We start from the raw sequence: 14,699 nt of genomic DNA, 5'->3' as shown, positions 1-14,699 counted from the left end.
CTAGATCGACGACGACCGCGTCGGGGACGACGACTCCGCCAGGAAGACGGCGTTGCAGCGTCGCAGGTGCGGCCGACCCGTGGGCCACTCCGGGACCTGTTCGTAGACGCCGAACAGGAGGTAGCCGCGGGCTTCGAGGAACTCCTTCAGCTCCTCGAACGGTACGTGCGTGTCGTTGCCCCGGTTCATGCCGGCCTCGACCTGCACCAGCGCGACCCGCTGGTCGGCGAGCATCTCCTCGGCGCCGCGCAGCACGTCGAGGTCCGCGCCCTCGGTGTCGATCTTCAGATAGCTGATCCGGTCCAGCCCGTGCTCCCGGCAGAACCCGTCCACCGTGGCCACGGGCACCGATTCGAGCAGGTCCGCCCGGACGGGCTGCCCCGCGCCACCGGGACGGGCCCCGTCCCCGAGGTACGGCACGCCCCCGGGATGGGCCGCCGGACCCGCCGCCTCGGCCAGGCGGAACAGCTCCGACGTGCCGGCCTTCACCATGGTGCCCTGTCCGGGCCGGGCGCCGAGCGCGAGCGGGAAGGCGCGGACCCGCGACTCGTGCCGGTACCGCGCGCTCAACCGGACGAAGGTGTCGTGCACCGGCTCGAAGCAGTACACCCGGGAGCCGGGAAACCAGTCCAGGAACGCGCGCGCCGACTGGCCGGTGTTCGCGCCGACGTCGAAGACCACGTCGACGGTGAGCGCCGGCAGGTGGTGGGCGATGTCCAGGAAGAGGTCGGTACCGCGCGGCAGGAAGCGGTAGATGGCCCGCCGGGCCAGCCGCTCCAGGCCATGTCTCGCGCTCACCGGCCACTCCGCTGCGACGAGTCGCGGCGGCGACCGTTCCGGCGCAACCCGCTCCGGCGCGACCCGCGTCGGCGGCTCACCGGGTCGGCTCGCCGAAGAGCCGGCGCTCGACCGAGGTCGCCGCGAGCCAGGCGTACCGGTCCGCGCCGCCGCCCAGCACGGCGATCATGTCGTCGTGCATCGCCTGGAGCAGCGGCGTCGTCTCCGGGCTCAGGTTCAGTCCCGCCGCGGCGAGCGCCGCCTCCGGCTCGCCGAGCCGCTGCAGCAGCACCAGGTCGGACTCGGCCAGCGGCGGCGCGCCGGCGGCTCCGATCCGGTCGAGCACGGTGAGCTGCGTCTGCCACGGCCCGAGCGGCGCGCGGGCGCCGCCGTCGCCCGGCCCGAGGTCGTACAGGTGCAGCAGCGGACGGGTGTCGTCGGCGCCGGGCAGCACGCCCTGCTCGTCCGGCGCCGGCCAGACCCGGTCCCCCACCCCGCCGGCCGCGCCGTCCAGCGCCGTCCAGCGCTGCGGATCGCCGGCCCGCACCACGATCCGGGCGCCGAGCGCCAGGCAGCGCAGCGCGATGATCCGCGCCGCCCAGAAGCCGCCGACGAAGGTCACGCGGGTGGGCTCGGGCCGGAACAGGCGCAGCCGTACGGTCGCCCCGCCGCTGTCCCGCCCGAGGACGAGCCCGGCCGGACCCACCGGTACCGCGAACCGTTCCAGCGCCACCGGGGCGAAGACGTGCTCGGCCGCGGCGCTCTTGGCCGCCCTCACCACGACGCGCTCCCGAGGGTGGCGGCGGTCGGGGCGGTGGCGTAGACGCCCGCGCCGTGCTCGCCGTCGAGCCGGGTCAGCCGTACGCCGAGCCGGCCGGCGGTCTCCAGCAGCTGCCCGATGGCGGGGACGAGCAGGTCCGGGGCGGCCACCACCCGCAGCAGCCCCCGTACGGCGAGCCCGCCCGTGGAGCGCTCGGGACGGCGCAGGACGAGCGCGGTGTCGACGGCCGTGGCCGCCGGGATCGCGGCGAGTTCGGCGAGCAGCGCCGGGCCGGGCTGGGCCGGCCAGTCCTGGATCGCGAAGCAGGCGTGCAACTGACCGGCGGCCTGCCAGTACGCCCACTGCTCGGCGACGGCGGCCGCCCCCGGCAGCGTGCCCGCGACCGGCTGCGTCAGCGCGGTCCCCGAGCCGGCCAGCCGTTGCAGCCCGGACGCGGTGGCCAGCGCCTGCCGCAGCCCGGGCGCGTCGAGCACCCGGTGCGGCACGCCGGCCGAGGTGAGCACCGCACCGACCCGGGCGAGGGTGGCGGCCAGTGCCCGGTCCACCCCGGCCAGTCCACCACCGCGGTGCGCGGCGGCGTACGCCGCGTCCGCCGGGGTCAGCCGTACCGCGAGCCAGACCTCCGCCGCGGCGTCGCCGCCGGCGTCCCCGACCAGTTCGCGGTACGAGGCCGCGGCCTCGCTCCGCGCGTCCAGCCCGGCCGAGGGCGCCGCGACCCGGTGGGTGGCCAGTTGCAGCACCGACACCGGGACCGACTCCTCGACGAGCAGCCGGGCGAGCCGGTCCAGCCGCGGCGTCGCCGCGCGCTCGCCGCTCAGCCCCGCCCAGGGTGCGATGGCGACGGCCGCGAACCAGCCCAGCTCGTCCTGGCCGACGCCGATCGCGGTGTCCCGGTCGGTGACGGCGCGGATCGCCAGGCCCGGCATGAGCGCGGCCAGTTCGGGACCGGGCCCCGCGACGGCGCCGGGCCGGGTGTCGGGCACCGTGGCGGCCGCCTCGGCGCGGCGCAGTGCCTGCGCGGCGGCCCGGCGGCGGCGACGCAGCCGGCGGCGGGCGGCCACCGCCTCGTACAGCCAGCGGCGCCGGGTGCGGCCGAAGGTCACGGCGAGCAGGAGGAGCGCCGCCACCGCGCTCACGGCGATGACGACGGGCCGTCCGGTGAAGACCGCGGCGGCGACCACGATCACCGTGAGTTCGACCGCGACGAGTTGGACCCGCCCGAACCGTCCGGGCCGGTCGCCGGTCGGCGTCAGCGCGAGCGGCGGCGGAGACACCGTTTCGGTCGCTGTCATGAGCTTCGACGTCACCTCACCCATCCGAACACCGGCGGACCCGTCTGGAGCGCCGGCGAGTACCGGTCGCACCGCTACGCCGACGGGCGTCAGCCTAGTCCGTCCCCGCCTCGGGATGGTGACCACGAACCGGTCAGCGGTTACCCTCTGGTCGTGCGGCCGCCGTTCTCTCCCCAGTCGACCGTGCCCGCCCGGTCGACGGTCCCTCCCCACTCGACGGCCCGGGGCTGGTCGCTGCGCGCGCTCGTCGTCGCGCTCGTCGCCGCGGTGCTGACCGTCCCGACGGGCGTTCCCGCCGCGGCGGCCGGTTGCGGTCCGAGCTTCGCGAACCCGCTGCCGGACACCCCGTGGCCGCTCCGGCAGCTCCGCCCCGACCTGGTCTGGCCGCTGACCAGGGGCGCCGGCGTGACGGTCGCGGTGATCGACTCCGGGGTGTCACCCGACCACCCGGCGCTGGCCGGGCAGGTCCACGAGGGATACGACTTCATCCAGCCCTCCACGCACGGCACCTGCGACGAGTCCGGGCACGGGACGATGATCGCGGGCATCATCGCCGGCCGGGTGACCCCGAATTCGGGCTTCCACGGCATCGCCCCCAACGCCGCGATCCTGCCGGTGCGGGTGCTGCGCGACGAGCAGAAGTCGTTCAACCAGGATGATCCGAACCGAATCGCCACGGCGATCCGGTGGGCCGTGGACCACGGCGCCAAGGTGGTGAACCTCTCCCTGGTCACGCCGCGCACGGCGGCGCTCGACGCGGCCGTGCAGTACGCCCAGGACCACGACGTGGTGCTGGTCGCCGCCGCCGGCAACGAGGGCGGCGGGCAGCAGGCCAACCAGCCGGCGTACCCGGCGGCGTACCCGGGCGTGATCGCGGTGGCCGGCGTCGACGAGCAGGGTGCGCACGTCACCACCTCGACCGCCGGCAACTACGTGGACATCGCCGCCCCGGGCAAGAACATCGAGGGGCCGGCGCCGAACGGCGGCGGGTACGTGGTCAAGGCCGAGGGCGGTACCAGCTTCGCGGCGGCGTACGTCTCCGGGGTGGTGGCGCTGGTCCGGGCGTACCGCACCGACCTGGACGCGCCGTCGGTGGTGCGCCGGGTGCTGCGCACGGCGGACCACTCGGCCGGCGGCTGGGACCCGGACGTCGGGTACGGGGTGGTGAACCCGTACTGGGCGGTCACCTCGGTCGCCGGCAACGCCGAGCCGCCCCGGCCACCGGCCGCCATGCCGGCGCCCCGCGCGCAGCGGGACCCGCTGCACGCCGTCCGCGTCGCCGCCACCTGGATCGGCATCGCCGGGGTCGCCCTCGCGGCGCTGGTGCTGCTGGGGGTGCCGGTGCTGCGGCGCGGCCGGCGCCGGGGCTGGCGGGCCGGGCGCGAGAGCACCCCGCTCCCGGCCGAGCCGGCGTCGCCCCGCCGGGACAGCTTCACGCCGGTGGTGGGCCGGGCGATGAGCGTGACCGCGCCGAGCCTCCAGCGCGGCGCGGGCGCGCCGCGGGCCGGCTCCGGCGGGCCCTCGGCCGCCGCCGCGCGCCAGGTCACGATGCCCGGGGCCAGCAGCGCCGCGCCGCCGCCCCGCCGCTGAGCCGGGTCGGGGCGGGCCGGGTCCGCCGGCAGGCGAGCAGCGGTCGGGCACGGTCGCGGCCGTACGCGATAATCGGTGCCGCCCCGGGGCGTCTGGCGCTCGGGACGGTCGGCGATCGGGAGGGTACGGGGAGATGGCGCAGCCGAGGCGAGACTGGACCGTGGGGCCCGGCCGGCTGCTCGCCGTGACGGGGCTCGCGCTGCTGGCGCTGCTGCCCGGCGCCTGTTCCACGGACCGCCCCGAGTCGGCACCGACGACCGCGCCCACTCCGACGGCGACGCCGGGGCCCGAGCCGATGCCGTCGTACTCGATGAACCCACGGGCGCCCCGGCCCACCCAGGACAAGGTCATGCTCGGCGCCTACCTGGACCTGCACGGCCTCTCCCAGGCGCAGAGCGTGGCGCTGCGCCGCAAGCAGCTCGGGCGCGACCCGCGCATCCTGCACTGGTTCTACAAGTGGGACGACGTGCTCCCCGCCGCCTATCCGGGCGTGCCCAAGGGGTCGGTCGTGATGCTCTCCTGGGACGGCACCCGCTACGACCGGATCCTCAACGGCTCCCAGGACAAGCTGATCACGGCGAGCGCCAAGAACCTGGCGAAGTACCAGAAGCCGATCTTCCTGCGCTGGGCCTGGGAGATGAACGGCGACTGGTCCATCTGGGGCGGTGCCCAGAACGGGCGCAACCCGCAGGGCTTTGTCCAGGCCTGGCGGCACATCCACGACATCTTCGTGAAACAGGGTGCCACCAACGTCGGCTGGGTCTGGGGCCCCAACTACGCCTCGATCCCCGGCGACTCCTGGAACGCCATGGCCAACTACTACCCGGGGGACGAGTACGTGGACTGGGTCGGCGTGTCGGGCTACACCGACGCGGTCCGGTACACGCCGGACGCGCTCTACGGCGCCGTCTACCAGCAGTTCGCCCACCGAAAGCCGATCATGCTGGCCGAGACCGGGGTCCGCAACAAGGGCGGCGACCTATCCGCCGACTGGATCGACCTGCTGCGACAGTGGATCGACGACCATCGCGGGGTCGCGGCGATGGTCTGGTTCGACACGGACACCCACAACCGGGGCGAGAAGCAGTACATCAACTACCGGGTGGACCGCGACCCGGCCATGCTCGCCGCCTACCAACGCCTCGCGTCGGATCCGCACTTCGGCGGGTGAAGGAGCCGAACAACAGCCCAGCGGCGGGTGAAGGAGCCGAACAGCAGCCCAGCGGCGGGTGAAGGAGCCGAACAACAACCCAGCGGCGGGCAAGGAGCCGCACCAGCGGCCCGGCAGCCGCGTCGGCGGCTGGCCGGGCGCGTTCCGGTCAGGCGGCGTCGCGGTAGCCGCGCAGCAGCTCCACCTGGCGCAGCACCCGGGCGAAGGCCGTCTCCGCCCACCACCACCGCGCGCGGCCGGCGAGCCGCAGGCCGCCGCCGAGCACCGGCCGGGCGAGGCGGTGCAGGCCGGGGGCGGCGGCCAGCCCGATCGCCGGCCGGAGCGGGGCCGGCACGTCGCGGCGCGGGTCGGTGTCGGCCAGCAGGTCCGGGTACGACCGGCCCAGCGCCCGGCGGGCGGTACCGGCCTGCCACGCCTGGCGGGCGAAGTTGCCCAGGTCCCGGGCGTGCAGGTGGCGCGCGGCCAGCGAGCGGTCGAAGACTCCGGTGAGGCCGGCCCGGGCGCAGCGGAGGCCGAACTCCTGGTCGTTGTGGCGGTTCAGGCGCCGCCCGGAGGCGAGCCCGACCCGCAGGGCGTCCGCCCGGCGCAGCGAGAGGTTGCCGGCCCAGAGGTACGGCAGCACGGTCGACGGGTCCCGCTCGTACCGGGCCGCCGCCCGCTCGTAGTCCTCGGCGTAGAGCAGCGTCGTCACGTCGCCGGGTGCCCGTACCGGTGGCGCCTCGGTGAGCAGCGCGCCGACCACCACCAGTCCGGCGCGGCCGGCGTGCGCCCGCGCGTGCCCCTCGGCCAGTCCCGGCCCGGCCAGGACGTCGTCGTCGAGCAGCAGCACGATCTCGCCGCCGGCCCGCTCCACCCCGGTCGCCCGGGCGGCGGCGGCACCGCCGTTGGCCCGCCACACCGGACGCAGCCGCGGCTCCTCGACCGCCAGCTTCTCCAGCAGCTCGTACGAGCCGTCCGCGCAGCCGTCGACCACGACCACCACCTCCGTGGCGTACGGGTCGGCCAGCGCGGCGGCCACGACGGCGGGAAGCCCGTCGCGCCGGTCGTACGTGCTGATCACGATGGAGAGGGTGGGTGGGGTCACCAGGCGCCTCCGGGCCGGGTCAGCGGGATCTCCTGGGTCAGATCGAGGTCCAGCTCCTGCGTCCGGTCGAGGTCCGGCACGGGCTCGGCCCGCGGCACGGGCGGGGGCGTCCGCGGCGACGGGACGGTGCGCGGCGCCGGCCGGGCCAGGGCCACCCGGAGCACCACGGGCGCCATCACCAGCCCCTCGACCGCGACCACCACGGCGAAGCCGACGGTGAGGGTGGTCAGGTCGCCGTGCGCGCCGCCGTACCAGGCCGCCGCGAGTTCGGCGGCGCCGGCGAGCACCGCCACGGCGGTCGCCACCCGGACGAACCGGCGCACCCGGGCGATGGCGATGAAGAGCTGCCGGAACACCGTCGGCAGGTAGGTCAGCGCGAGCACCGCGAGCGCACCGGCGGCCGTCGCCGCGTACTCCCGGCCGAAGAGCACCATCACCGGCCGGGCCAGGAGCGCCAGGAGCAGCGAGGCGGGTACGCCGGCCGCGAGCGAGACGAAGAGCGCCATCCGTACCTTCGACCGCAGCGCCGCGGACTCGCCGGCCGCCACCGCGAAGAGCGTGGTGGCGAGCGTGCTGGGGACCATCGCGAGAAACGCGAAGATCATCCACGCGGTGTAGAAGCCGGCGGTGTCGCGGGTGGAGAGCACGACGGTCACCACCAGCGGCAGCGCGGTACGCGGCAGGAACATCGCGATGTTCAGCAGGTTGTGGCCGAACGCGCGGCGCCCGAGCCCGCGCAGCATCGACGGGTCGGGGCGGACCGACCCCAGCCGGCCCTGCCGGCGCAGCGACACCACCAGCAGCACGATGGAGAGCAGGAGGCCGGCGACCCAGGTGGCGAGGACCTCCCCGCCGGTGACCTCGATCGCCAGCAGCGCCAACCCGCCGAGCAGGATCAGCTTCCCGGCCGCGAAGTAGATGTTGCGCAGCAGCTGCGTGCGGCCGGCCAGCAGCCCGATCAGCCCCTCGTCGAGCACCAGCGCGATCGCGGTGAGCGCGATCCCGGCGACCAGCAGCGCGGCCCAGAGGGGGGAACCGAGCGCGCCCCGCAGCGCCGGTACGGCCAGGTGGGCCAGCGCCACGTAGCCGAGCCCGCCGAGCGTGGCGGCGCCACCGGCGATCAGCAGGCAGGTGGCGATCAGGTTCCACCGCCGGGCGGCGGGAATGCGCGGCAGCTCGGCGATGAGCAGGGTACCCATGCCGAACATGCCGAGCGTGCCGATCACGGTCATCGCCGAGACGGCCGCCGAGGCGGAGCCGACCGCCTCGGGCGGGAACGCCTTGGCGGCCAGCCACCAGTACGCGAACCCGAGCAGCGAGTTGACCAGGATCGCCGCCATCATCGAACCCGAGTTGGTCAGCAGGTCGACGTGCCGGCGTACCGCGCGGACCAGCCGGACCAGCGCGCGTCGGGCACCCCCGCCCGGCCCGCCGGGCTCGCCGGGCGCTCCGGGCCCGCCGGGCTCGCCGGCCGCGTTGGCGCTGCGGTACAGGGTCATTGGGAGTTGTCCAGGAACACCGTCCGGTAGGGGGTGGTGTCCCCGGCGCGGTACAGCTCGACGGTCACCCGCCCGGTGCTCGGTACCTGGACCCGCCGGGCCCAGTTGGTCGCCGGCCGCAGCCGGGTGCGCAGGGTGGTCGAGAAGCCGCCCTCGCCGCGCACCACCAGCACGTAGTCGGTCTCGGCGCGCTCCTCGCAGCGCAGTCCGAGCGAGACGGTACGGGTCGGCCCGGGCGTCTCGGTGGCGAACGCGGGCACCATCTCCAGCGCGGTGAACGGCTCGGTGGGCTGGTGCCGCGCACCGTCGAGGGCGTACCAGCCGGTGCCCGCGAGCAGCACGGCGGCCAGCGCCAGCGGCACCAGCCGGAGCACCGCCCGGCGGAAGCTCACCCGCTCCGGTCGGCGGGCGGGCACCCCGTACGGCCGGCGGGTCGGGCCGGCCGCGTCCGGCACCCGCTCGTCGACGACCGCCGGCGCGGCGACGGCGTCCGGTCGCTCGACGCCCTCCACCGGCTCCACCACCACCGCCGGTTCCGCGAGCACGGCCGGCGCCGACGGCGCGCTGATTTCCAGTTTTTCGGCGATCTCCGGCGGTACGGCCGGTTCCCGCTGCTCGACGGCCTCCGGCGGACCGGCCGGTGCCTCCTGTTCGACCCGCCTGGCACGGCGCGACCGAGCCGCCAGCGGGGCCGTCACGGCGTGCCAACCGGCGCCGACCGCCCCGGCCAGCCGCGCGGCGGGGCGCCCCAGCCAGCGGGCCGACGCCCCGAGCGGGCCCCGCAGCCGCGCGGCCGTGGCCCCGGCGGCGCGGCGCAGGGGCGGTACGACCCGGGGCGCGAGCTGGGCGGTCACCGCCGCCACCACGGTCACGACCGCGGTCAGCAGGCACCACGCCTCGCGGGTCAGCCGCACGTCGGCGGCGTAGAGGCCGAGCCCGCCCAGCACGAGGGTGGCCAGGCTGAACGCCGGCGCCAGCACCGTCCACTCGGCGACGGAGACGACCCGGCCCGGAAAGAGCATCCGGGTCAGCGCCGCTCCCGGCAGCACCAGCGCCAGCAGTAGACCACCCACCAGCGCGGCGGGCGCCGGCGCGACGAACACGGCGGCGGCGGAGACGAGCGCGAGACCGGTGAGGACGGTACCGGTGCTCGGGTGGTCGCGGCGGCTCATCACAGGTCCCGTACGTCGTAGATGCGGATGTCCCCGCTGTCGTAGACCAGGTTCACGCCCGGCAGCTCGCCGAACTTGGTCAGGTTCTCCCGGGGCACCGGCGCGTTGTGCCGGCCGCTTTCCGGGTCGGCCGTGAAGTACGCCCCGGAGGGCGGGGTGTACTCCGACATCCGCAGGTCGACCCAGACGTACTCGACCGAGAGCTGGTCCAGCAGTTGCGCCTCGCGCAGCCCGAACCGCGGGCTGTAGTACACCGGCGCGGCCTGCCCGCCGATGGGCGACTGGTAGCTGTAGCTGGCGAGCAGGATCCAGCCGGTGGCGTCGGCCGCGATCCGGTGGCCGCGGCCGAGCCAGGCTCCGGTCCAGCGGGCCGCCGTCACGTTGTGCGCGTCGACCGAGCGCTCGAAGGCGCCCGGCCGCTGGGGCCCCGGCAGCCGTTCCCACCAGGGCGGCCAGCCACCGGCCCGGGCGCCCACCATGAAGAGGGTGAGGACCACCGTGCCGGCCACCAGCCGGACTCCCGGCCCGGGTCGCCAGGACCGGGCGTGCCGGTGCCGGGTGAGCCAGCGCCAGCCGCGCCGGGAGGCGTCGGCCGCGGCCCGGGCCCGGCCGGGCCGGAGCAGCTCGGCGGCGGCCACCATGGACATCGGCAGGTAGGTGAAGGTCGAGACGCGCCCGGCCAGCTCCGGCCCCTGCGGTCCGGCGAGCCACAGCCCGTACCCGGCGAAGAAGGTCAGCCCGCCGGCGAGCACCGCGTACCGCCACGGGTCGCGGGGCCGGATCCGCCGGGCGGCCCGCGCCGAGCGCAGCAGCAGCACGAGCAGGACCAGCAGGACGGCGGCCTGCACCACGAGCTGCCAGCGGGGCGCCGCCGGTCCCGCGGGCGCCGGATCGGTCGCGCCGGTGAAGAGGCGGACCATCGAGTCCCAGATCCGCTCGGCCGGCGCCTCGAAGTACGCCAGCACCAGCCGCGCCGGGAAGGCGATCCAGAGCGCGACGGCGGCCAGGGCCAGCCCGGCGAAGACGGCGGTGTCCCCGCGCCGGGGTCGCGCCGCCCCTTTCGGCAGGGCCCCGGCGCGCGGCGGTACGACGAGGTCCAGCACGGCGAGGACGAGCAGCGTGCCGACCATCATGATCGCGGTGACATGGTGGGTGACCGTCACCACCAGGATCGCGACGAGCGCGGCGACGGCCGTACCGGCGCCCCGGTGGCCCCGGTGCCGCGCGGTCACCGCCCAGACGGCGAGCAGCAGGAAGGCGAGCGCGCCCGTCTGGTAGAGGAACATCGCGTTGAAGAAGAGGTAGTGCTGCCCGGTGGTGTAGACCAGGCAGGCCAGGCCCGCCACGCGCGGCGCGGCGCCCGCGCGCCGCAGCAGCGTGTAGAGCAGCCCGACGAAGACCAGCCGGGCCACCCCGGCGACCAGCAGGCCGGACGCGGTGACCGAGAGCCCGGTGAGCGCCGCGACCCCGGCGGCCATCTCGGCCAGCCCCGGGAAGCCGGTGCCGACCGGCAGGGCCGGGTTCGGCTCGAAGAGCCGTCCCGTGCTCAACACGGTGGTGGTGGCGGCGAAGTGTTGCAGCTCGTCGGGGAAGCGCAGCTGGTCGGGGCTGTACATCCACTTGAGCAGGTACTGGTTCACGGCGAGGCCGACCACCAGCAGGAACGCCTCGCCGGAGCCGGCCAGCCGGCGGGCGAGCATCCGGGCCACCACCGGTACGAAGACCAGCGCCTGGCCGGCCCAGTAGAGCGGCTCCGCGTCGGGGCCGCCGGTCCGGCCGCGCTGGTAGGCGAGCGCGACCAGCACCACCCCGAGGCTGGAGAGCAGCAGTACGGCCGGCGCCCGCCCCACCGGCGGTGCCGGTACCGTCGGCGGCTCGGCCGGCGCGGACTCGACCCCCTCGACCGGGGTGGACTCAACCCCGTCGGCCGGCCCGGAGTCGACCGGCGCGGACGACTCGACCGGCTCCGGCGGCGCGGTGTCGGAGGGGGCGGTCATGAGACCTCCCCGTCCCGGCGCGAGCGCGCGGAGACGCGACCGGTCCCGGCGCGGCGCAGTCGCCGGTCGTGCCGCCGGCCGCGCAGGTACGCCAGCGGCCCGTACGCCATCGCCCGGCGGTTGTCCCGGAGCAGCTCCGCCGGGAAGTCCTCCTCGATCGTGGCGACCCGCGGGCTGTCCGGCCTGGTCAGGTCGCGCAGTGCCCCCGGCGCCAGGCGCAGCAGCGGCAGCAACAGCCCGGGGCGGTCGAGCAGGAGGCTGGTGTAGAAGGCGGTGAGCCCGACGCCGTACCCGCGCAGTTGCCGGCGCAGCCCGTCCAGGTCCCGCCGGTGCGTGTGCCGGGCGAGCACGGTCGGCCGGTACGCGATGGTGCCGCCGGCCAGCAGGACCTGGGTGAAGGCGCGGGTGTCCTCGCCGCCCATCGCCGGCGTGCCCGCGCCGAGCGCCGGGTCGAAGCCGCCGATGGACTCGATCACGCCCGGCCGGAAGACCATGTTCGCCCCGGTCGCGAACGGCGGCAGCGGATACAGCGGGCTCTGCCGGTGCGCGGTGGCCGGGGAGAAGACCGCCGGGGTGAAGCCGCGGCCCTTGCTGTGCCCGCCGAACTGCTCGAACCAGAGCTGGGGCGCGGTGGCCAGCTCGGCCGGCACGATCACGCCGGAGATCACGTCGGCCTCGGGCCGTTCGACCAACGCGCGGGCGATCTCGCTGAGCCAGTACGGGTCGGCCACCTCGTCGTCGTCGAGCCAGGCCAGGGTCTCGCCGCGGGCCGCCGCGACCGCGACGTTGCGCGCCCGGGAGAGCCCGGGCACCGGGGCGACCAGGTACTCCACCGGTGCGCGGCGGGCCGCCTCGCGGGCCACCCGGGCGGTACCGTCGCCGGTCGGCGCGTTGTCCACCACCAGGACCCGCAGGTTGGGGTAGCCCTGGGCGAGCACGCTCTCCAGGCAGCGGGACAGCTCCGCGGGCCGGTCCCGGGTGCAGATGACCACGGTGACCGGTGGCGCGGCCCGCAGCACCTCCGCCCGACGGGCCAGGTACGGCGGGGTGTTCGGGACGCGTACCCCGTCGGGCGGGAGCCCGCCGCCCGGCTCTCCCCCGGCGGCGCGTACCCGGGTCTCGATCTCCTCACCGCACGCGGCGGTGAGCGCCGCGGCGACCTCGCCGGCGGCGAGCCCCGCCTCGGGCACCCGGAGCATGAGGGCGCCGACGGGCTCGGTGAAGACCCGCACCAGCAGCCAGGCCCGGTCCAGCCGGCGCCCGTCCGGGTCGCGCCCGGGCAGCTCCGGCAGCGGCTCCGAGACCTCGACGTCGCGGACGGCCGCGCGCGCGCCGGCCGTGGTGGCCGCCTCGGCGGTGCTGGTCACCTACGATCTCCCCGATGTCAGCTCAGGCGCGTCCCGCTCGTCGGCGGTCGCGCCGGTCCCGGTCGCGCTCGCCCCGGCGGCCGTTCCCGGGTCCGGCTCCGGCCCGGCGGTCCCTGGTCGCGGCGCCGCGACGGTCGGCCGCCCCGCCGGCCGGGCGAGTTCGACCATACCGCCCAGCCCCGCCACCGCGATCCCGGTGAGCACCGTCGCGGCCCGGGCCGCGTGGGCGGCGCCGCGTCCGCGCAGGGCGTCGCCGAGCCCGCGTACGACGGCCCGGGGCAGCGTACGCCGCAGGTAGTCGCGTTCCGAGCCGAGGCTCTCCCGATGACTGTCCAGCCGGGCCATCGCGACCTTGCCCCGCCCCTCGGACCAGCAGCGGGCGACGAAGTAGCCGAAGCGCGCCCGGGCCTCGCTGACCGCGTGGTCGACGACGGCGTCCGGCACGAACCACCACCGCCCGCCCCCGCTGGCCGCGGTCATCCGCAGGCACAGCTCGGTGTCCTCCGGCCGGTTCCGGTCGGCGACCTTGCCGAAGCTCTCCCGGAACCCGCCGACGGCGGAGAAGACGTCCCGGCGCACGGCCATGCTCAGCGCCCAGACGTTGCGGACCGGGCCGGGCTCGGCCGGGCCGCCGGCGAAGGACGCGCCCACCACCCAGAGGTACTCGTCCGGGAACCACGCCGGACGGGCGCCCTCCCAGGCGGGGAGCGTACGGCCGCCGGTGCCGACCACGCCCGGATCGGCGAACGGGGCGACGAGCCCGGCGAGCCAGCCCGGATGGGCGTACGCGTCGTCGTCGAGCATCGCGATCAACGGCGTACGGGTGTGGAAGGCCGCCGTGTTCCGGTTGCCGGAGGCGCCCCGGGTGAACCGGTTGGCCAGCACGGTCACCCCGGTCAGCTCCCGCCGCGCCCGCCGCAGCAGCGCGTCGTTGTGGTCGACCGAGACCACGACCTCGGCCGGGGCCGGCGACTGCCGCCGCGCCGAGTCGACCGCGGCGACCAGTTGCGGCCAGCGCCGCTCGTCGTAGCAGGGGATGATCACGCTGACCGGCGGCGTCCCCGCGCCGGTGGGACCCGTGCTCACCCCTCCTCCACCAGCGCGGCCGGCCGCGGCACCGGCACGGGCCGGAGCGGGTCGGCACCGGCCGGCCGCGGCGCCGGTACGGGCGGCACCGGCGCGGCGTCGACCGCGCTCCCGGCGTCGACCACACCGCCGCCGAGGGAGACACCCGCCTCGCGTTCGGCCCGGATGCGGCGGTACTCCCGCAGGATCGTCCGCAGCACCCGCATCCCGTCGCTGAAGGCGTTCAGGTTGCTGACCCCGTGCAACCGGCGCGACTCCATGCTGGCGACCTCGTCGATGCGCAGCCCGTGCGCCGCCGCCCTGATGTTGATCAGCGTCTCCACCTCGAAGCCGTCGCCCCAGAGCTTGCCGCCCTCCGGCGGCGGGGGCAGGTCGACGGCGGGCAGGTCGAGCCGGGCCAGCGAACGCCGCCAGAAGGCGTTGTAGCCGTAACAGAGGTCGGTGAAGCGGGTGCCGAAGAGCAGGTTCACGAAGCCGTTCAGCCCGTAGTTGCCGAGCTTGCGCAGGCGGGTGATGTCCTCGCTGCCCCCGCCCGGCCGGAACCGCGAGCCCTTGGCGTAGTCGGTGCCGTCCACCAGCGTCGAGACGAAACGCGGGATCTCCGCCGGGTCGGTCGAGCCGTCCGCGTCGATCATCACGATGATGTCGCCGGTGGAGACCTCGAAGCCGCAGGCCAGCGCGTTCCCCTTGCCGGTGCGGGTCTGGTGCACCACGATCAGCTCCGGGTACAGCTCGCGCGCCACGGCCACGGTACGGTCCACCGATCCGCCGTCGACCAGGATCACCTCGGCCACCTGCTGGCGCGGCAGCCGGGCGAAGAAGTACGGCAGATTCCGCTCCTCGTTGAGGGTCGGCACGACCACGCTCACGCGGGGCGCCCCGG

Annotated in this window: 12 protein-coding genes; 2 read left to right on the top strand and 10 right to left on the bottom strand. The window is 76.1% G+C overall.

Annotated features, from left to right (window positions below; genetic code table 11):
* From AB0J86_RS18445 to AB0J86_RS18435, 3 genes are all read right to left on the bottom strand, one after another.
* Positions 1 to 798, bottom strand: coding sequence for an FkbM family methyltransferase (locus AB0J86_RS18445; protein WP_363858516.1), 798 nt, complete (start codon positions 796 to 798; stop codon positions 1 to 3).
* A gap of 76 nt (positions 799 to 874) precedes the next feature.
* Complete coding sequence (locus AB0J86_RS18440; protein ID WP_363858514.1) at positions 875 to 1,558, bottom strand: hypothetical protein; 684 nt, start codon at positions 1,556 to 1,558, stop codon at positions 875 to 877.
* Entirely contained in the window at positions 1,552 to 2,850 is a 1,299-nt protein-coding gene (locus tag AB0J86_RS18435) for a type VII secretion protein EccE (protein ID WP_363858512.1), read from the bottom strand. The genes AB0J86_RS18440 and AB0J86_RS18435 overlap by 7 nt, the downstream gene beginning before the upstream one ends.
* 153 nt (positions 2,851 to 3,003) lie before the next feature.
* On the opposite strand from AB0J86_RS18435, the gene mycP reads away from it, so the two are divergent.
* Positions 3,004 to 4,440 carry a type VII secretion-associated serine protease mycosin gene (gene mycP / locus AB0J86_RS18430; protein WP_363858510.1) on the top strand — a complete coding sequence of 479 codons (1,437 nt, stop codon included), beginning with the start codon at positions 3,004 to 3,006 and terminating at the stop codon, positions 4,438 to 4,440.
* 133 nt (positions 4,441 to 4,573) lie between these two features.
* A complete protein-coding gene (locus tag AB0J86_RS18425; RefSeq protein ID WP_363858508.1) occupies positions 4,574 to 5,611 on the top strand; it encodes a glycosyl hydrolase in 1,038 nt (345 codons plus the stop codon).
* Between the two features lie 148 nt (positions 5,612 to 5,759).
* Here AB0J86_RS18425 and AB0J86_RS18420 read toward each other — a convergent pair whose 3' ends face one another.
* From AB0J86_RS18420 to AB0J86_RS18390, 7 genes are read right to left on the bottom strand one after another with little or no spacing between them, the layout of a single operon-like run.
* A complete protein-coding gene (locus AB0J86_RS18420; protein ID WP_363858506.1) occupies positions 5,760 to 6,695 on the bottom strand; it encodes a glycosyltransferase in 936 nt (311 codons plus the stop codon).
* On the bottom strand, positions 6,692 to 8,194 hold the full coding sequence (locus tag AB0J86_RS18415; protein WP_363858504.1) for a hypothetical protein: 1,503 nt from the start codon (positions 8,192 to 8,194) through the stop codon (positions 6,692 to 6,694). Before AB0J86_RS18415 ends, AB0J86_RS18420 begins: the two co-directional genes overlap by 4 nt.
* Complete coding sequence (locus AB0J86_RS18410; protein WP_363858502.1) at positions 8,191 to 9,366, bottom strand: hypothetical protein; 1,176 nt, start codon at positions 9,364 to 9,366, stop codon at positions 8,191 to 8,193. The genes AB0J86_RS18415 and AB0J86_RS18410 overlap by 4 nt, the downstream gene beginning before the upstream one ends.
* Positions 9,366 to 11,363: a hypothetical protein gene (locus tag AB0J86_RS18405; RefSeq protein WP_363858501.1), complete on the bottom strand. Its 1,998-nt coding sequence runs from the start codon at positions 11,361 to 11,363 to the stop codon at positions 9,366 to 9,368. The genes AB0J86_RS18410 and AB0J86_RS18405 overlap by 1 nt, the downstream gene beginning before the upstream one ends.
* Complete coding sequence (locus AB0J86_RS18400) at positions 11,360 to 12,730, bottom strand: glycosyltransferase family 2 protein (protein ID WP_363858499.1); 1,371 nt, start codon at positions 12,728 to 12,730, stop codon at positions 11,360 to 11,362. Before AB0J86_RS18400 ends, AB0J86_RS18405 begins: the two co-directional genes overlap by 4 nt.
* Positions 12,731 to 13,816 carry a glycosyltransferase gene (locus AB0J86_RS18395; protein ID WP_363858497.1) on the bottom strand — a complete coding sequence of 362 codons (1,086 nt, stop codon included), beginning with the start codon at positions 13,814 to 13,816 and terminating at the stop codon, positions 12,731 to 12,733.
* Complete coding sequence (locus AB0J86_RS18390; RefSeq protein ID WP_363858495.1) at positions 13,813 to 14,685, bottom strand: glycosyltransferase family 2 protein; 873 nt, start codon at positions 14,683 to 14,685, stop codon at positions 13,813 to 13,815. Before AB0J86_RS18390 ends, AB0J86_RS18395 begins: the two co-directional genes overlap by 4 nt.
* Positions 14,686 to 14,699 lie beyond the last annotated feature (14 nt).

The organism is Micromonospora sp. NPDC049559 (genome assembly GCF_040676675.1).
In the GTDB taxonomy this organism is placed as follows: Bacteria; Actinomycetota; Actinomycetes; order Mycobacteriales; family Micromonosporaceae; genus JBFAPK01.
The sequence above is the reverse complement of the archived record's forward strand: the minus strand, read 5'-3'. Positions and strand labels throughout refer to the sequence as shown.

What these genes read in the sequence shown, in the direction of transcription:
- AB0J86_RS18435 (WP_363858512.1), bottom strand. Translation starts at nt 2,850, where the DNA reads ATGACAGCGACCGAAACGGTGTCTCCGCCGCCGCTCGCGCTGACGCCG.
- AB0J86_RS18425 (WP_363858508.1), top strand. Translation starts at nt 4,574, where the DNA reads ATGGCGCAGCCGAGGCGAGACTGGACCGTGGGGCCCGGCCGGCTGCTC.
- AB0J86_RS18415 (WP_363858504.1), bottom strand. Translation starts at nt 8,194, where the DNA reads ATGACCCTGTACCGCAGCGCCAACGCGGCCGGCGAGCCCGGCGGGCCC.
- AB0J86_RS18410 (WP_363858502.1), bottom strand. Translation starts at nt 9,366, where the DNA reads ATGAGCCGCCGCGACCACCCGAGCACCGGTACCGTCCTCACCGGTCTC.
- AB0J86_RS18405 (WP_363858501.1), bottom strand. Translation starts at nt 11,363, where the DNA reads ATGACCGCCCCCTCCGACACCGCGCCGCCGGAGCCGGTCGAGTCGTCC.